General features: G+C 72.3%; 14 protein-coding genes. 4 read left to right on the top strand and 10 right to left on the bottom strand.

Annotated elements, in window-relative coordinates; all coding sequences use genetic code 11:
• Positions 1-13: 13 nt before the first annotated feature.
• On the top strand, positions 14-1117 hold the full coding sequence (locus FB557_RS01030; RefSeq protein WP_281290034.1) for an NAD(P)H-dependent flavin oxidoreductase: 1104 nt from the start codon (positions 14-16) through the stop codon (positions 1115-1117).
• A gap of 346 nt (positions 1118-1463) precedes the next feature.
• Here the strand turns inward: FB557_RS01030 and FB557_RS01025 are convergent, their stop codons facing one another.
• Complete coding sequence (locus tag FB557_RS01025) at positions 1464-2720, bottom strand: acyl-CoA dehydrogenase family protein (protein WP_246074283.1); 1257 nt, start codon at positions 2718-2720, stop codon at positions 1464-1466.
• Positions 2721-2729: 9 nt separating this feature from the next.
• Here FB557_RS01025 and FB557_RS01020 point away from each other — a divergent pair, with 9 nt between their 5' ends.
• Complete coding sequence (locus FB557_RS01020; RefSeq protein WP_144854834.1) at positions 2730-3185, top strand: MaoC family dehydratase; 456 nt, start codon at positions 2730-2732, stop codon at positions 3183-3185.
• 12 nt (positions 3186-3197) lie between these two features.
• On the opposite strand, the gene FB557_RS01015 is transcribed toward FB557_RS01020, so the two are convergent.
• Positions 3198-4559, bottom strand: coding sequence for a MauE/DoxX family redox-associated membrane protein (locus FB557_RS01015; protein ID WP_144854832.1), 1362 nt, complete (start codon positions 4557-4559; stop codon positions 3198-3200).
• Between the two features lie 119 nt (positions 4560-4678).
• Between FB557_RS01015 and FB557_RS01010 the strand changes: the two genes are divergently transcribed.
• Together FB557_RS01010 and FB557_RS01005 are read left to right on the top strand one after the other, a co-directional pair.
• A complete protein-coding gene (locus FB557_RS01010; protein WP_144854830.1) occupies positions 4679-5323 on the top strand; it encodes a DUF2975 domain-containing protein in 645 nt (214 codons plus the stop codon).
• Between the two features lie 3 nt (positions 5324-5326).
• Positions 5327-5563, top strand: coding sequence for a helix-turn-helix domain-containing protein (locus FB557_RS01005; protein ID WP_144854828.1), 237 nt, complete (start codon positions 5327-5329; stop codon positions 5561-5563).
• Positions 5564-5634: 71 nt separating this feature from the next.
• Here the strand turns inward: FB557_RS01005 and hypE are convergent, their stop codons facing one another.
• The 8 genes from hypE to FB557_RS00965 are packed head-to-tail and all read right to left on the bottom strand — an operon-like array spanning position 5635 to position 15347.
• The gene (gene hypE, locus FB557_RS01000) at positions 5635-6711 is read right to left on the bottom strand and encodes a hydrogenase expression/formation protein HypE (RefSeq protein ID WP_144854826.1); all 1077 of its coding nucleotides are present in this window, start codon (positions 6709-6711) and stop codon (positions 5635-5637) included.
• The gene (gene hypD / locus FB557_RS00995) at positions 6708-7811 is read right to left on the bottom strand and encodes a hydrogenase formation protein HypD (RefSeq protein ID WP_144854824.1); all 1104 of its coding nucleotides are present in this window, start codon (positions 7809-7811) and stop codon (positions 6708-6710) included. Before hypD ends, hypE begins: the two co-directional genes overlap by 4 nt.
• Positions 7808-8095 (bottom strand): HypC/HybG/HupF family hydrogenase formation chaperone, encoded by a 288-nt coding sequence (locus FB557_RS00990; protein WP_144854822.1) that lies wholly within the window; start codon positions 8093-8095, stop codon positions 7808-7810. The genes hypD and FB557_RS00990 overlap by 4 nt, the downstream gene beginning before the upstream one ends.
• Positions 8096-8104: 9 nt before the next feature.
• On the bottom strand, positions 8105-10705 hold the full coding sequence (gene hypF, locus FB557_RS00985; protein ID WP_246074282.1) for a carbamoyltransferase HypF: 2601 nt from the start codon (positions 10703-10705) through the stop codon (positions 8105-8107).
• On the bottom strand, positions 10702-11943 hold the full coding sequence (locus FB557_RS00980; RefSeq protein WP_144854820.1) for an NHL repeat-containing protein: 1242 nt from the start codon (positions 11941-11943) through the stop codon (positions 10702-10704). Before FB557_RS00980 ends, hypF begins: the two co-directional genes overlap by 4 nt.
• 13 nt (positions 11944-11956) lie before the next feature.
• Positions 11957-12916 carry a Rieske 2Fe-2S domain-containing protein gene (locus FB557_RS00975; protein ID WP_144854818.1) on the bottom strand — a complete coding sequence of 320 codons (960 nt, stop codon included), beginning with the start codon at positions 12914-12916 and terminating at the stop codon, positions 11957-11959.
• A complete protein-coding gene (locus FB557_RS00970; RefSeq protein WP_211356446.1) occupies positions 12913-14484 on the bottom strand; it encodes a hypothetical protein in 1572 nt (523 codons plus the stop codon). Before FB557_RS00970 ends, FB557_RS00975 begins: the two co-directional genes overlap by 4 nt.
• On the bottom strand, positions 14481-15347 hold the full coding sequence (locus tag FB557_RS00965; protein WP_144854815.1) for a hydrogenase maturation protease: 867 nt from the start codon (positions 15345-15347) through the stop codon (positions 14481-14483). Before FB557_RS00965 ends, FB557_RS00970 begins: the two co-directional genes overlap by 4 nt.
• Positions 15348-15351 lie beyond the last annotated feature (4 nt).

The following is a 15351-nucleotide window of genomic DNA, read 5'->3' as shown; positions in this document are numbered from 1 at the left end:
CTGCGCCCCCTTTGTGCGTCGTGGCGAGAGGACCACTCAAGCAGCGGGACGTGACGCACGCCACGCCCCCTTCGCCTGGGCCGAACTGGCTGGCAGGATCGGAGATCCGCTTGGACCTCGCTCCACCGCCCCGCTGAGAGGACACCTGTCAATGAAGACCCGCGCCACCGAGCTGCTCGGTATCGAGCACCCGATCGTCCAGGGCGGCATGATGTGGGTGGGGCGGGCCGAGCTGGCCGCCGCGGTCTCCGAGGCCGGCGGCCTGGGCATCATCACCGCCCTGACCCAGCCCACCCCCGAGGACCTGGTCGCCGAGGTCGAGCGCGCCCGATCGCTCACCGACAAGCCGCTCGGCGTCAACCTCACGATCCTCCCGTCGATCAACCCGCCGCCCTACGCCGACTACGTCAAGGCGATCGTCGAGTCCGGGGTGAAGATCATCGAGACCGCCGGGGCGAACCCCGAGCCCTTCATGGACGAGCTCAAGGGCGCCGGGCTGAAGATCGTGCACAAGTGCACCAGCGTCCGGCATGCGCTCAAGGCGCAGCGGATCGGCGTCGACATGGTGAGCATCGACGGCTTCGAGTGCGCCGGCCACCCCGGTGAGGACGACATCCCCGGGCTGGTGCTCATCCCGGCGACCGCGGACAAGCTGGAGATCCCCTTCATCGCCTCCGGTGGCTTCGCCGACGGGCGCGGTCTCGCCGCCGCGCTCGCCCTCGGGGCGGAGGGGGTCAACATGGGCTCACGCTTCATGTGCACCACCGAGTCCCCGATCGCCGACGAGGTGAAGAAGGCGATCGTCGACGCGACCGAGCGTGACACCGAGCTGATCTTCCGGCCGCTGCGCAACACCGCGCGGGTGGCGAGCAACGAGGTCAGCCGCGAGGTCGTCCAGATCCTCGACGACGGCGGGGAGTTCGAGGACGTCCGCGAGCTCGTCGCCGGGGCCCGCGGCCGCACGGTCTACGAGAAGGGCGATACCGAGGCCGGTATCTGGTCGGTCGGCATGGTGCAGGGCCTGATCAACGACATCCCCAGCGCCGGCGAGGTCGTCACCCGCACCGTGCGCGAGGCCGAGCAGATCATCGAGCGCCTCACCACCCTCTCCGCCTGACCCCCCGCCCTCGCCCTTCGCAGATCCCCGGGGAGCCTCAGACGAACGGCTCCCCACCCCTTCGCAGATCCCCGGGGAACCTCAGACCAACGGCTCCCCACCCCTTCGCAGATCCCCGGGGAGCCTCAGACCAACGGCTCCCCACCCCTTCGCAGATCCCCGGGGAGCCTCAGACCAACGGCACCCCTTCCCGTGGCAGACGACGGCGCGCATGGTCTCGACATTACTCGCCGGTCACCTGCCCGGGAACCGCACCTGCCTTGGCAGGTGCGGTGGGTGACCGTTTCGGCGGGTACCTGCCTTGGCAGGTGCGAAGGGGGACGAACGAAGGGAGTGAGCGGGCCGGTCAGACGAAGGCAGACACCCCGGTCTCGGCGCGCCCGATGAGCAACTTCTGGATCTGCGAGGTGCCTTCGTAGAGGGTCATGACGCGGGCGTCGCGCATGTACTTCTCCACCGGGTACTCGTCGATGAAGCCGTAGCCGCCGAAGGCCTGGATCGCCTGGTTGGCCGCGCGCACGGCAGCCTCGGAGGCGTAGTACTTGGCCTTGGACGCCGCCGTGCCGAAGGGCTCGCCGGCGTCGATGAGGCTCGCCGCCCGCCAGGTGAGCAGGCGGGCCGCGTCGGCCTCGACGCTGATCTCGGCGACGATCTCCTGCACGAGCTGGTAGCTGGCGATCGCCCGGCCGAACTGCTTCCGCTCGGTCACGTAGCCGTTGACCGCCTCGAGGCAGCCCTGGATGATGCCCGTGCAGCTGGCCGCGATCGCCATGCGCCCCTTGTCCAGCGTCGCCATCGCGATCTTGAAGCCCTGCCCCTCCTCACCGAGCAGCGCCGAGGACGGCACCCGCACGTCGTCGAGGAAGAGCTCGGCGGTCGCCTGGCCGCGCAGCCCGAGCTTGCCCTTGACCTCCCTTCGCTCGAAGCCCTCGGAGTCCGTGGGCACGAGGAAGGCACTGACCCCCTTCGCCCCCTCTTCCGGGCCGGTTCGCGCGAAGACGAGGCAGACGTCGGCCCACGTCCCGTTGGTGATGAAGATCTTCTGGCCGCTGATGAGGTAGTCGTCCCCGTCGCGACGCGCCGTGGCGCGCATATGCGCAGGGTCCGAGCCGTGGTCGGGCTCGGTGAGGCCGAAGCAGCCGAGCTTCTCCCCCTTCGCGATCGGCGCCAGCCACTCCTGCTTCTGCTCCTCGGTGCCGAACATGAGGATCGGCTTGCCGCACAGCCCCGACGACACCGAGACGATGCCCCGGACCGCGGAGTCCGCGCGCCCCAGCTCCTCCATGGCCAGCGCATAGGTGACGTAGTCGCCGCCGACCCCGCCGTACTCCTCGGGGACCGTCAGACCGAAGAAGCCCAGCTCGCCGAGCTGCGGGATGAGCGAGGTGTCGACCTGCTCCGCCCGGTCCCAGTCACGCCGGTGCGGGACCACCTGCTCGTCGAGGAACTGGCGGGCCATCGCGCGGAAGGCGCGCTGCTCGTCGTCCAGGGTGAAGTCGACCATGATCGGGTCCTCCGGCGTCGTCGCGGGGTTGTCGGGTGGCTTCGCCCACCATCCCACGACGTGGCGGGTGCCTGGCGCGTTGTCACCCGCCTCGGACATGATGGGCCGATGACGACGAAGATCAGCACGCTGGAAGAGCTCAAGGCACTCGAGGGCCAGGAGGTCGGGGTCTCGGAGTGGATGACGATCACCCAGGAGCAGGTGAACCTCTTCGCCGAGGCGACCGGTGATCACCAGTGGATCCACGTGGACGAGGAGCGGGCGAAGGCTTCGCAGTTCGGCGGGACGATCGCACACGGCTTCCTCACCCTGAGCCTGATCCCCGTCTTCGGCTCGCAGATCTTCGACCTCGACATGGGCCAGGCCAAGCTGAACTACGGCTGCGAGAAGGTGCGCTTCACCAACCCTGTGCTCGTCGGGTCGAAGATCCGGGCGCGGGCCACCTTCGACTCGGTCAAGGAGATCGACAAGGGTGTGCAGGTCGTGACGACCTACACCGTGGAGATCGAAGGGGTGGAACGGCCGGCTCTCGTGGCGCAGCAGATCACCCTCGTGATCGGCTGAGTCGCTACCGCCCTACCGGGCGACGCTGCGCAGCAGGTCCTGGACGGCGTCGGCGCCGACGACGATCGGGGACTGCGGGGCGCCGCCGGTCCCGATGTGCACCGCCGCAGGGGTGCCGCCGACGCCGTAGGTCGCGGAGACGGTGCCGTCTGCGTCGACGAAGGTGAGCTCGGGCGCGTGCGGTGCGTCCTCGGGCTCGGACCGGTAGACCAGGGCGAGGGTGACCCCGTGGCCCTGGAGGTAGCGGGCGACCTCGTCGGCGTTGTCCTTGACCGGCTGGCAGGCGGCGCAGCCCTCTGAGACGAAGACCAGGGCCGCGGGGGCGAGGGAGCCGACGGGGATCTCCTCGCCGCCGCGGGTGAGGGTCGGCACCGGAACGTCGGCGAGGGTCTCCTGGATCTCACGGACGAACTGGCGGATCTCGTCGGGGCCGCTGACCGGACCACCGGCGAGCATGCCGTCCGCGCCGAGGAGGACGGCGCACACCTGGCCGCCCGCTCCGAGAGCCTGAGTGGCCACCCCTTCGTGGTCGTAGAGCCATCCCCCCTGACCGGCGAAGGTGGCCTCGGTCCGCTCGGGGGTCATCGTCGAGACGAGACGCACGTCGATCTGCGGCATCTGCTCGGCCCATCGCTCGCGCTCGGCGACGATGCGGGCGTTGTCGCCGCAGCCGCAGGTAAGGATGATGAGCAGTTGAGCCCGCCGACTGGCGAGGTGGCGAAGGGAGATCGGCTCACCCTCGCCGAGGAGGAGAGCAGGCGGGATCGGCTGGCGTAGGTATTCGTCGTCGTCCTCTGTCGGTAGGGCCTGGGTGGGCGCGGCCTGTGTCGGCGGAGCGGGCGCCGCGGGTCGCGGCTGGCCGGTCCTCTCGAGGACGACCCACCGGGTCACCGCGGCGGCAGCAGCGAGCACGAGCAGCAGCGCCCAGGCCTGGACTCCCCCGTTCCGCACCGTGGTCGGCACGGTGTGATCATCGAGCGCCCAGGCGAGGGCGGCGATCGCGAGGAGGGTGAGGACGATGTTGCGCACGAGGGTCTCGACGGTGATCGGCGCGCCGACCGCGCCGAAGCACCCGCAGCTGGGGCGCGGCGTCATCCGCAGCCCGCGGGCGACGACCGCGGTGTAGGCGAGCATGAGGGCCAGGGTGAGCGCGGCGACGGCTGCGAGCAGCGGCGGCGAAGGGGTGATGACGAGCAGCACGGCGAGGACGGCTTCGACAGGCGGCAGCTGACGTACCGGGGCGTGCAGCGCGTCGGGCAGGCGGAGCTGACGGATGGCAGAGACGAGTGAGTCGCGCCGCCCCCACTTCGCGTGAGCGGCGAGCGCGAGGACCGCGGCCAGGATGATCGGCGCGGCGACGAAGGCGTCGGGCACCCACCGATCCTAGTTGCTCACGAGCGTCGAAGGGATCCACCCCATTGACTTATCGACTCTCGATGTTATCGTTTATCAGTCCATCGAAAATCGATGGACTATGACGGAGAGGGGCGACCATGAAGCGGAACTGGTGGGAGCGGTTACTGACGTTCGACCGGCTGGACTACGCCGGCGTATACCTGGCCCTCGCCGGGGTGGGAGGCGGGGTCACCTTCGCCCAGCTCGGCGATCCGCTCCTCGCATGGGCCGACGGCGACCCCCTTCGTACCTCGCTGACCATCGAGGCTCTCTCCGATGAGAGCACCGGCGGTCCGTGGGAGGGACTGCGGCCCAAGCCAGGGGTCGACCTCGGCTGGGACGGGATGACACAGGCGACCTTCGCTGATCCGACGACGCAGGTCTGGCTGGCGCACCTCGCGCCCCGGGTACTCGTCGTCGCGGCCACCCTGATCGTCATCCTCGGCCTCTGGAGGGTGCTGAAGAGCATCCGCGACGGTCGGGCCTTCACCAACGCGAACCTGCGTCGCATCCGCGGCGTCGCCGCCACCCTTGTCGTCGCGCCGCTTCTGCTGGTCGTCCCGATCGTCGTGCGCGCTGCCGTCCTCACCGACGCTGCGGTAGAGACGCGGGGGACGATCTTCACCGTCACCCTCCCCTGGCAGTACCTCGCGGTCACTCTGGTCGGCCTGCTGCTGGCCGCACTGGCTCAGGCCTTCGAGCACGGCGTCGAGCTCGAGGACGACGTCGAAGGGTTGGTGTGAGTCGTGCCGGTCGAGGAACCGCACCGCGTGGTGTGCACGCTGGACGACCTGCTCGAGGAGCGCGGCATGACGCTGACCGCGCTCGCCGACCAGATCGGGGTCACCAACGTCAATCTCAGCGTGCTGAAGAACAACCGCGCCAAGGCGATCCGCTTCTCCACCCTGACCGCCCTCTGCGACGCGCTGGGGTGTCAGCCGGGTGACCTCTTCCGGGTCGAAGGGGGCGGGTCGTCGACCTAGGACCGGGTGCGGCGACCCCGTCCAGGCCCTTCGATGCTCGCTGGCGCTCGAACCTCAAGGGACCAAGACTCTCAGCAGATCCTGGGCAGCTGCTCACCGATCGGCATGTCCATCACCCGCGTGCCCCCGATCCCGGTCCGAGCCACGACGACCCCGGGATGGTCGGCGACGACCTCACCGATGACCGTCGCCTCGGCCCCGAGCGGGTGGGCGCACATCGTCTTGAGCACCCGGTCGGTGTCCTCGGCGGCGACGACCGCGACGAGCTTGCCCTCGTTGGCGACCTGCAGCGGGTCGAGCCCGAGCAGCCCGCACGCGTCGCGCACTTCGGCGGGCACCGGCAGCAACCGCTCGTCGAGCACCACCCCCGTGCCCGACGCCGACGCCAGCTCGTTGAGCGTCGCCGACACCCCGCCGCGGGTCGGGTCGCGCATCACCCGCACGTCCCCACCGGTGGCGAGCACGTCCGCGACGAGCCCGTGCAGCGCCGCCGAGTCCGACTCGACCGTCGTCCCGAACTCCAGACCCTCCCGGCACGACATCACCGCCACCCCGTGCACCCCGATCGCCCCCGAGACGATCACCCGGTCGCCCGGACGCATCCGCGACGCCGCCAGCTCTACCCCTTCGGGCACGACACCCACCCCGGCGGTGTTGATGTAGACCCCGTCCCCGCTGCCGTGGTCGACGACCTTGGTGTCGCCGGTGACGAGACGGACGCCCGCAGCGAGCGCCGCCCGCCCGACCGCCTCGGCGACCCGGCCGAGCTGCTCCATCGGCGTCCCCTCGGCGACGATGTACGCCGTCGAGAGGTACAGGGGGCGCGCTCCGACCATCGCGAGGTCGTTGACCGTCCCGTTGACCGCGAGGTCGCCGATCGACCCGCCGGGGAAGAACATCGGCTTGACGACGTAGGAGTCGGTGGAGAAGGCCAGCCGGCCCTCGACCGGCGGCAGCACCGCCGCGTCGCCGAGCTCGGTGGCCGCCGCCTCGCCGTAGCCGGGGACGAAGAGCGACTCGACGAGCTCGGCCGACATCGCCCCGCCGCCGCCGTGCCCCATGACGACGTTAGGCGTATGGCGAAGGGGGAGCGGGCAGGTCCATCCCTCGAAGTCGAGACCGCCGCTCGGCTGGGTGCCGGCGCTCATCCCGCCTCCACCAGGTCGAGCCGGCGGTAGGCGTAGTAAGCAGCGCACGCCCCTTCGCTGGAGACCATCGTCGCGCCGAGCGGGTTGCGCGGCGTGCACTCCCGACCGAAGGCTTCGCACTGCGGCGGTTTGATCAGCCCCTGCAGCACCTCCCCGGACCGGCAGATCGCCGACTCGGCGGTATCGATGCCCTCGACGCTGAACCGTCGCTCGGCGTCGAAGTCGGCATAGCGCGGCGAGAGCCGCCACCCGCTGCGCGGGATCTCCCCGATCCCCCGCCACGTGCGGTCGGTGACCTCGAAGACGTCCTCGAGCATCGCCTTCGCCGCCGGGTTCCCCTCCGCGGGAACGGCACGCGGGTAGGCGTTCTCCACCTCGTGCCGGCCCTCCTCGAGCTGGACGACGGTGCGGCGGATCCCTTCGAGCAGGTCCAGAGGCTCGAACCCGGTGACGACGATCGGCACCTGGTAGCGCTGCGCCAGCGGCGGGTACTCGCTCGTGCCCATGACCGAGCAGACGTGACCGGCGGCGAGGAAGCCCTGCACCCGGCAACTCGGGCTCTCCATGATCGCCTCGATCGCCGGCGGGACGAGGACGTGGCTGACGAGCAGGGAGAAGTTGCCCACCCCGAGCCGCCGCGCCTGGTGCACCGCCATCGCGTTGGCCGGTGCGGTCGTCTCGAAGCCGATGCCGAAGAAGACGACCTCGCGCTCCGGCTCGTCCTGGGCGATGCGTAACGCGTCGAGCGGTGAGTAGACGACCCTGACGTCACCGCCCTGGCTCTTGATGGTGAAGAGGTCGTCACGGCTGCCCGGCACGCGGAGCATGTCGCCGAAGGAGCAGAAGATCACCTCGGGCCGCCGCGCGATCTCCAGCGCCTTGTCGATGACGGCGAGCGGGGTGACGCACACCGGGCACCCGGGGCCGTGGATCATCTCGATGCCGTCGGGCAGCAGCTGGTCGATGCCGTGCCGGATGATCGAGTGGGTCTGGCCGCCGCAGACCTCCATCAGCGCCCACTGCCCGGTGGTCGCCTCGTGGATCTGGTCGAGCAGAGCCCGGGCGAGGTCGGGGTCGCTGAACTCGTCGAGGTACTTCATCGGCCTGCCTCCTGCGCCGCGCGCGCGACCTGCTCCTCGGGGCCGGCGAGCTCCTCAGTGAGGATGCCCATCCGCTCGAAGGTCGCCAGGGTCTCCTTCGCCGACTCCTCGTCGAGGCGTTGGATGGCGAAGCCGACGTGGACGATGACGTACTCGCCGACCTCGATGTCGGGCAGGTACGCCAGGCACACCTTCTTGCCGACCCCGCCGAAGTCGACCGAGGCCATCGTCGTCCCCGACTCCTCGTAGACCTCGGTGACGCGTCCGGGCACTGCCAGGCACATGGTGGCCTCCTAGCGGACGGCCGGCGAGGGGAGCGCCGGCGTCCAGTCGTCGTTGCAGGTGGTGTCGGTGGTCTCGTCCATGCTGAGTGTGCGCCAGGCGACGGCCGCCTGGCCCAGACTCAGGCCTCCGTCGTTGGCGGGGACCAGGCGGTGGCGAAGGGGGGTGAGCCCGCGCCTGGTGAGGTCGGTCGCCACGAGGTGCAGCAGCAGGCGGTTGACGAAGACCCCTCCGGTCAGTCCGACGGTGGTCGTGCCGGTGCGTTCGCAACTGGCGGCGGCCAGCTCGGCCATGCCCGCGGCGATCGCCCGGTGCACCGCGAAGGCGAGCGCCCCGGGATCGGCCGTCGGGGCCGCGGCGGCGGTGGCCCGGACCAGCGGTCGGGGGTCGAGCACGAGGGTGGGACCACCCTCGCCCTGTGGCGTGGTGGGGTCGTCGACCGGCGCCAGGGCGAAGGGGAGGTCCGGCACCCCCTTCGCAGATCCCCGGGGAACCTCAGACGAACGGTCACCCTCGGCCGCCCCCTCCCCCTTCGCAGATCCCCGGGGAACCTCAGACGAACGGTCGCCGCACACCCCACCGAGCCCAGGGTTCGCCCGCAGCCAGCGAGCGGCGCTCGCCTCGAGCTCGATCGCGGCCTGGGCGTCGTGATCGATCCGGTGGCGCACGCCGATGATCGAGGCGAGCACGTCGACGAGCCGCCCGGTGCTGCTCGTCACCGACGCCCCGGTCCCGGTGCGGGCGACCCCACGCAGATAGCTCGCCTCGGCGTCGGTCAGCTCATCGCCGGGTGCGGTCCCGTCGAGCTCGACACCGGCGTCGAGCAGAGCCAGCGCTGCAGTGCGGCACGGGTTGCGCACCCCGGCGTCGCCTCCCGGCAGGCGGACCGCACCGAGGTGCCCGAGCCGGTCGGCGACTCTCCCGCCGTCACGCAGGCGTAGCAGCTCACCGCCCCAGATCGTCGCGTCGCAACCGTACCCGGTGCCATCGAGCACGAGACCGACGAGGTCCTCCCCGAGCAGGCCGTGCTCGGCGGCCAGCGATGCCAGGTGGGCGTGATGGTGCTGCACCTCGACGTGCCTCACCCCCCACCCACCTGCCCGCGCCTGCGCCCAGGCACGCGACGTGTAGCCCGGATGGGTGTCGCTGGCGACCACGCCCGGCGAGGCGCGGTGGAAGGCGAGCATCTGCTCGACCACCCGAGCGTGAGCCTCCCGACTGGCCAGCGACTCCAGGTCGCCGACGTGCCCGGAGACGAAGGCCTTGCCGTCCCGCACGACGGTGACGGTGTTCTTCAGCTCCGCCCCGGCGGCGATGACGACGGGTCGACCGGCGCCCAGCTCGACCGGCAGCGGCGCGTACCCGCGCGAGCGGCGCAGCGCGACCGGCCCGGTCCGCTCTGACCAGGCGAGCACGGAGTCTTCGACCGGCACGGCGATCGGCCGGTCGTGGGTGAGGAAGAGGTCGGCGATCCCGGCCAGCCGCTCGAGCGCGTCCTCGTCGCGGTAGCACAGCGGCTCCGAGGAGATGTTGCCCGACGTCATGACGAGGGCCCGCGGCCCGGACCGACCAGAAGCCGTCGACGCGAAGAGCAGGTGGTGCAGCGGGCTGTAGGGCAGCACCACCCCGGTCTCCCCGAGCCCGGGGGCGACCTCGGCGCAGATCGGCGCGCCGTCACGGGCGGGCAGCAGCACGATCGGCCGCTCGGGCGAGTCGAGCAGCTCCGGGCAACCGAGGTCCACCAGAGCCCCGGCGGTCTCGAGGTCGGCTGCCATGACGGCGAAGGGCTGGCTCGGCCGCTGCTTGCGCGCACGCAGCGCCGCGACGGCACCGGCATTCGCAGCGTCGCAGGCGAGGTGGTACCCGCCGATGCCCTTCACCGCGACGATCCGGCCGTCGGCGATCGCGGCGACCGTCCGCTCGAGGACGTCCTCGGTGGCCTCGGCGAGCAGCGACCCGTCGGCGTCGCGCAGCGCGATCCGCGGCCCGCAGTCGTGGCAGGAGATCGGCTGGGCGTGGTAGCGCCGGTCGGCGGGGTCGGTGTACTCGGCGGCGCACCGGTCGCACATCGCGAAGTCAGCGAGCGTGGTGCTCGCCCGGTCGTACGGCAGCGCGCGGGTGATGCTCAGCCGCGGGCCGCAGTGCGTGCAGGTGACGAAGGGGTGCCGGTAGCGCCGGTCGGCCGGGTCGGAGAGCTCGGCGAGGCAGCGCTCGCACGGCGCGGTGTCGGGCGGGATCATCGTCAGCTCGCCGTGTCGGTCCTGGGAGTCGTCGATGGCGAAGGGGGAGGGCAGCTCCCTCGTCGTCGGGTCGAGCTCGTCGACCCGGGCGACCCGGGCCAGGCGGGGCGCCTCGGCGACCACTCGGCCGATCATCGCGTCAACCGCGCCAACGGGTCCGGCGACCTCGATCTCGACCGCGGTGGAGTCGTTGCGGCACCAGCCGGCGAGCCCGAGCTCACCGGCGAGACGGGCGACGTGGGGACGGAAGCCGACCCCCTGCACGACGCCGCGCACGACGAGCCGTCGGCGGACCGTCTGGGCCATGCCCGACGCTGCGGCGGCACCAGAGTCCGGCGGCCTCACCTCGGTCTGGACGCGCGAAGGGGTCACGGCTGCCCCCTTCGCTCCCAGAGGACGACCCGGTTGTTGCCGGAGTCGGCCACGGCCAGCAGCTCGCGCTGCCCGCGGTGCCAGGCCAGCCCGTAGGGCCAGCACAGGGTGTCGCGGGCGACCTCGTACCAGCGGTTCTCCCCGTTGGCGGCCAGGTCGGGCTGCGCGAGGGCGACCTGCGGGCGCCACTGCTGCACCGGCCCGTCCTGGAGGAGGACACGGTTGTTGGCGGTGTCGGCGACGGCGACCGCCCCGTCGAGGGTGGCCAGGCCGTACGGGAAGCGGTAGCGGTCGACCTGGGGCACGTAGGGGAACTCACCGGCCGAGCTCATGTCGGGCTGGCCGAGGACGACGTCGGCGCCCTCGTCCCGCTCGGGGTGGCTGCCCCAGCCGAGCACCCGGTGGTTCCCGGCGTCCGCGATCCACACCCCACCGCTCCCGTGCGGCCCGCCGGCGGCGATGGCGTGCGGCCAGCGGAAGCTCGCCGGGCCAGGCTCGCCACCACGGTTCTCCTCGCGGCTGGTCGCGTCGGGCTGACCGAGCACGACGTCCGCAGGCTGGCCCGGCTCGGGCAACCCGTCACGCCACACGAGGACCCGCCGGTTGCCGGTGTCGGCGACATAGCAGCGGCCGTCGATCACGGCGATGCCGAAGGGCCAGTACATGCTGCTCGCGGACGGCTCGCCGCCGGAGTTCGGCTCGGCGTACTCGGCGTCCGGCTGGCCAAGCACACGGTCCGGCGGGGTGTCGGTGGCCGTCGGGACCTCGTCCCAGACGAGCAGCCGGTGGTGCCAGGCGTCGGCGACGACGAGCCGTCCGTCGTGGCAGGTCACCCCGCACGGCAGGTGCATCCCCCCGGCCACTCCCCGGCCCCCAGCGGCGGGGCCCTCGGTGTGCTCGTCTGGCTGGCCGAGCACGACGTCGGCGGGAGCGCCGTCCTCACCGGGCAGTCCGTGCCAGATGAGCACGCGGTGGTTGCCGGTGTCGGCCACGACGACGAGGTCGTCCTCGAGGTGCACCCCGCGCGGCCCGTACATCCAGGACGCGGTCGGAGCGGCCGGCGGCAGCAGCAACCCGCCCGGTGCGGGCGCCCCGAGCACGACCGAAGGGAGCCAGTCGCCGTAGCTCGCCGGGTCGCCCGGGTCGACGCCGACCGGAGACCCCGTCCCGTCGACCTCGACCGGGCGAGACGTCGCGGCAGACCCGTCATCCCCCTTCGCGAGGATCGTCACGCGCATCGGCCGGCCCGCCTCAACGGCCCTCGGGCCGCACCCAGACCTGCCCGGCAGCGACCTGGCAGTCGACCTGCTCGAGCCGACCCCCGGTCAGCGTCAGGCACTCACCGTCGCTCACGTCGTAGCAGAGCCCGTGCCACGGACAGGTGAGCGTGCCCGCCTCTTCGTCGAGGAGGCCGTCGTCGAGCGGCAGCCCCTGATGCGCGCACTCGTTGACGAAGGCGGTGCACTCCCCCGATCGGTTGACGACGACGAGCGAGACCTCTCGCCCGCCGTCGTCGACGGTCACCGACCGCACCTCTCCCCCGGATATCTCGTCCGCGGTCAGCACGGCGGTCCACCCCTGCTCTCGTAGCCCCTGCTCCACGTCGTGCCCGCCTCGCGCCCGCACCCTGATCTGATCGAGCGGGATGAGCGTCGGCTCCGGCCGCGCTCGCGCCAGCTCGACCCGGCTCAGCCCGGGGACCGCGGCGTGCAGCTCCTGCTCCACCCGCTCCCGCAGCCGACCCGCAGTCGGGGAGCACCCCGACCCGACCCCTTCGAGCCGGACCGTGGCGACCCCCTCGGCGAGGGTGACGAGCTCGACCCTCCCTCCGGCGTCCTCCACCTCGGGTCGCATCCGGTCGATCGCGCTCGTGGCCAGGGTGATCGGGTCGGGGCGGATGATCCCGTGCATCGCGAGCAGCATCCGCACCCCCGGCTCGTCGACGAGCTCGTAGAGCAGCTCGCGGCCCCGGTCGTCGTCCCGCAGCCGACGCACGATCGTCGTCAGCCCGGCCTTGTGCAGCGCGTCGAGGGCCTCCTTGGCGTCGGCGAAGGGGGTGCGCGCGGACTCCTCCAGCGCGGCGATCCGCGCCATCGCGGAGTCCAGTCTCGCCGCGTGCGCGGCGACCTCGTCCGCACCGCGGGCCTGACCGTCACCGGCCGTGCCGGCCGGCCCCGCGCCGCCCTGCCGGGTCTCCTCGACCGTGCTCATCCCCCTTCGCCCCTCTCTGCCGAGCCGGGGACCGCTGCCAGGTCACCATCGGCACCATCGACGACGGGCGAAGGGGTGGGACGGCTGGCCGGGTCGACGACGGTCACGACGGGTGTAGGGGGCGCCTGGGCCTCGAGGTCGGCGAGCACCTGCACCCCCATGCCGGCCCGGTACGCACCGTCGCCCTGCGGCATCCGCGCCATCTGCTCGCTCTGCCGGGCCAGGTCGGCGAGCTCCTCGTCGGGGTCGCCGACCTCGGCGCGGGCGATCTCGTCGAGCACACCACGGACGGTCCGCACGGCGTCGTCGTCGCCGTGCTCCTCGAAGAGGTACCGGGCGTCGACGAGCTTGGTCCGCGCAGGGTCGAAGGCGCCGAGGTGGGCCAGGACGTTGCCCTGGTTGGCGAGCAGCCGCGCCCGCCCGAGCGGGTCGTCGTCGCGCACGCCGGAGGCGATGACCTCCTCGTAGAGCTCGACCGCCTCGACGAGGTTGTCCCCCTGGTGGGTGGACGGGGTGTACACGAGGGCGTTCGCGAGGTTGAGCGTGGCGGTGGACCAGTGCGCCGGGTGCTGCTCGGGGGTGAAGACCCGTCGGCAGGCCCGCAGCGCCTGCGTCGCGACGCCGAGGCGGAGCTGGTCCGATGCGCGTTGCATCGGCACCGCCATCTGCGCGGCGGCGAGGTTGAGGTTGAGCATCGCCCACAGCTGCGGCGAGCTCTCCTCGCTCACCAGCTGCAGCCCGTCGTAGTAGCACTGCATCGCCTCGCGCAGCCGCTGCCGAAGCACGCCGGGGTCGCCTGCGTGGCTCGCGAGCTCCTGACGAACGCCGCCGGCACGGAGCAGCAGCTCGGCCCGTGCCTCGTCGAGGTCTCGTCCCTGCAGGGCGTCGGCCGCCGCGAGCAGCTCGTGCACGGTGTCCCCGCCGCCCGCCTCCAGGGTGAGGTCCAACCCGGCATCGGCGGCGACCGAGGCCCGGTCGCCGCGCAGCATCGCGCCCAGCACCGGCGAGCTGTCGCCGGCGGCCTCGGCCGCCGCGCGCAGGGTGTCGATCGCCCCCGCCGGGTCCTCGTCCTCGAGACAGGCCGCGGCGCGTGCCGAGAGCACGATGGCCCGCACCTCGGGCGCGGTCTCCTCCGGCAGGTCCACCGGCGGCGCCGCGGCCCGGCCCAGCTGGTACTGCACCACCCCGACGAGCGCTGTCAGCTCACGAGGAAGTGCCTCGGCGACCTCGGCCGGGTCGCCACCGTCCGGGTCGAGCACCCACCGGTCGTAGCGCCACAGTGGCGAGTCGGCCGCCATGCCATCGAGGGCGGCCAGGGCGCCCTCCCGGTCACCGGCGAAGGCGAGACGCAACGGCTCCAGCGAAGGGGGCCAGGTGGCGGGGAGCCGCCCCTGGAGCAGCGAGGCCCGCACCTCGTCCGACCCGTCGTCGGCCGCGGAGGGGGATCCCTGGCCGGGCGGGTCGCCGGGAACGAGGAGGAGCCCGGCCGGTGGGGAGAAGATCCCCACCGGCTGCGGGCGCTCGCCCGCACCCTCTCCCGCGGCTCTCTCGTCGTGCGACGTGGTCACGCGCTCACCCCTTCGCGCTGCCCGCCCGCCCTCAGGGCCGGGGTGAGGTCGATCAGCCCCACCCGCCGGTCCTCGTCCCACTCGAAGTCGAAGCACCCGCTGATCGGCTCGAAGCCGAGCACCTCGCTGACGAGCAGGCTCCGGTCGCCGGCGGCGTTGCGCTGCTTGAGCACGAGCCCGCCGGCCACCGCGCCGCGGACCGGCACGAGCTCGAGTCGGTCGTCAACGCGGCGGGTGAGCAGCAGATCGTTGGCGAAGTAGCGCCCTGCGAGCGCCGCGGGCAGGTGCAGGTTGCCGGCGGTGGTGATCTCGACCTGCGGCACCTCGGCGCGATCCTCCCCCGGCGCCGCCCCCGGGTAGTGCTCGGCCACGATGCGCTTCTCGACCTGCTCGAGCGCGCTCTGCACGGCCTCGCCCAGCTCCGCACCAGCCTCGACCTGCTCGACCTCGACGAGGTAGACGGTGATGTCGCTCGGGCATAGCGGACCGAGCAGCCAGCGGGCGAGCGACAGCGCGTGGTCCCAGCGGAAGTTGTGGGAATGGACCGTGCTCAGCGCCGGCACCTCCTCGAGCTGGTCGGCCGGCACGCGGTAGGTCGTGCCCGGTGCCGCGCCGGTCGCCGCCGCGTCGACGATGACGACCCGGTCGGCACCGCGCATGCCGAAGGCGACGTCCATCCCGGCGGTGCCGCCGTCGACGACCCGCACCCCGTCGGGTACCCCGCGCTCGTGCAGGCGCCGCACGAGCACCGGTCCGGCGGCGTCGTCGCCGCGCAGGATGTTGCCGCAGCCGATGACGAGCAGCTCGCAGGTCGGTGGTGGGAATCCGTCGTCGAGCAGCTCGTACGGTGCGGGCTGAGCCATCGGC

Source organism: Marihabitans asiaticum (assembly GCF_007828725.1).
GTDB classification, from domain to species: domain Bacteria; phylum Actinomycetota; class Actinomycetes; order Actinomycetales; family Dermatophilaceae; genus Marihabitans; species Marihabitans asiaticum.
The sequence above is the reverse complement of the archived record's forward strand: the minus strand, read 5'-3'. Positions and strand labels throughout refer to the sequence as shown.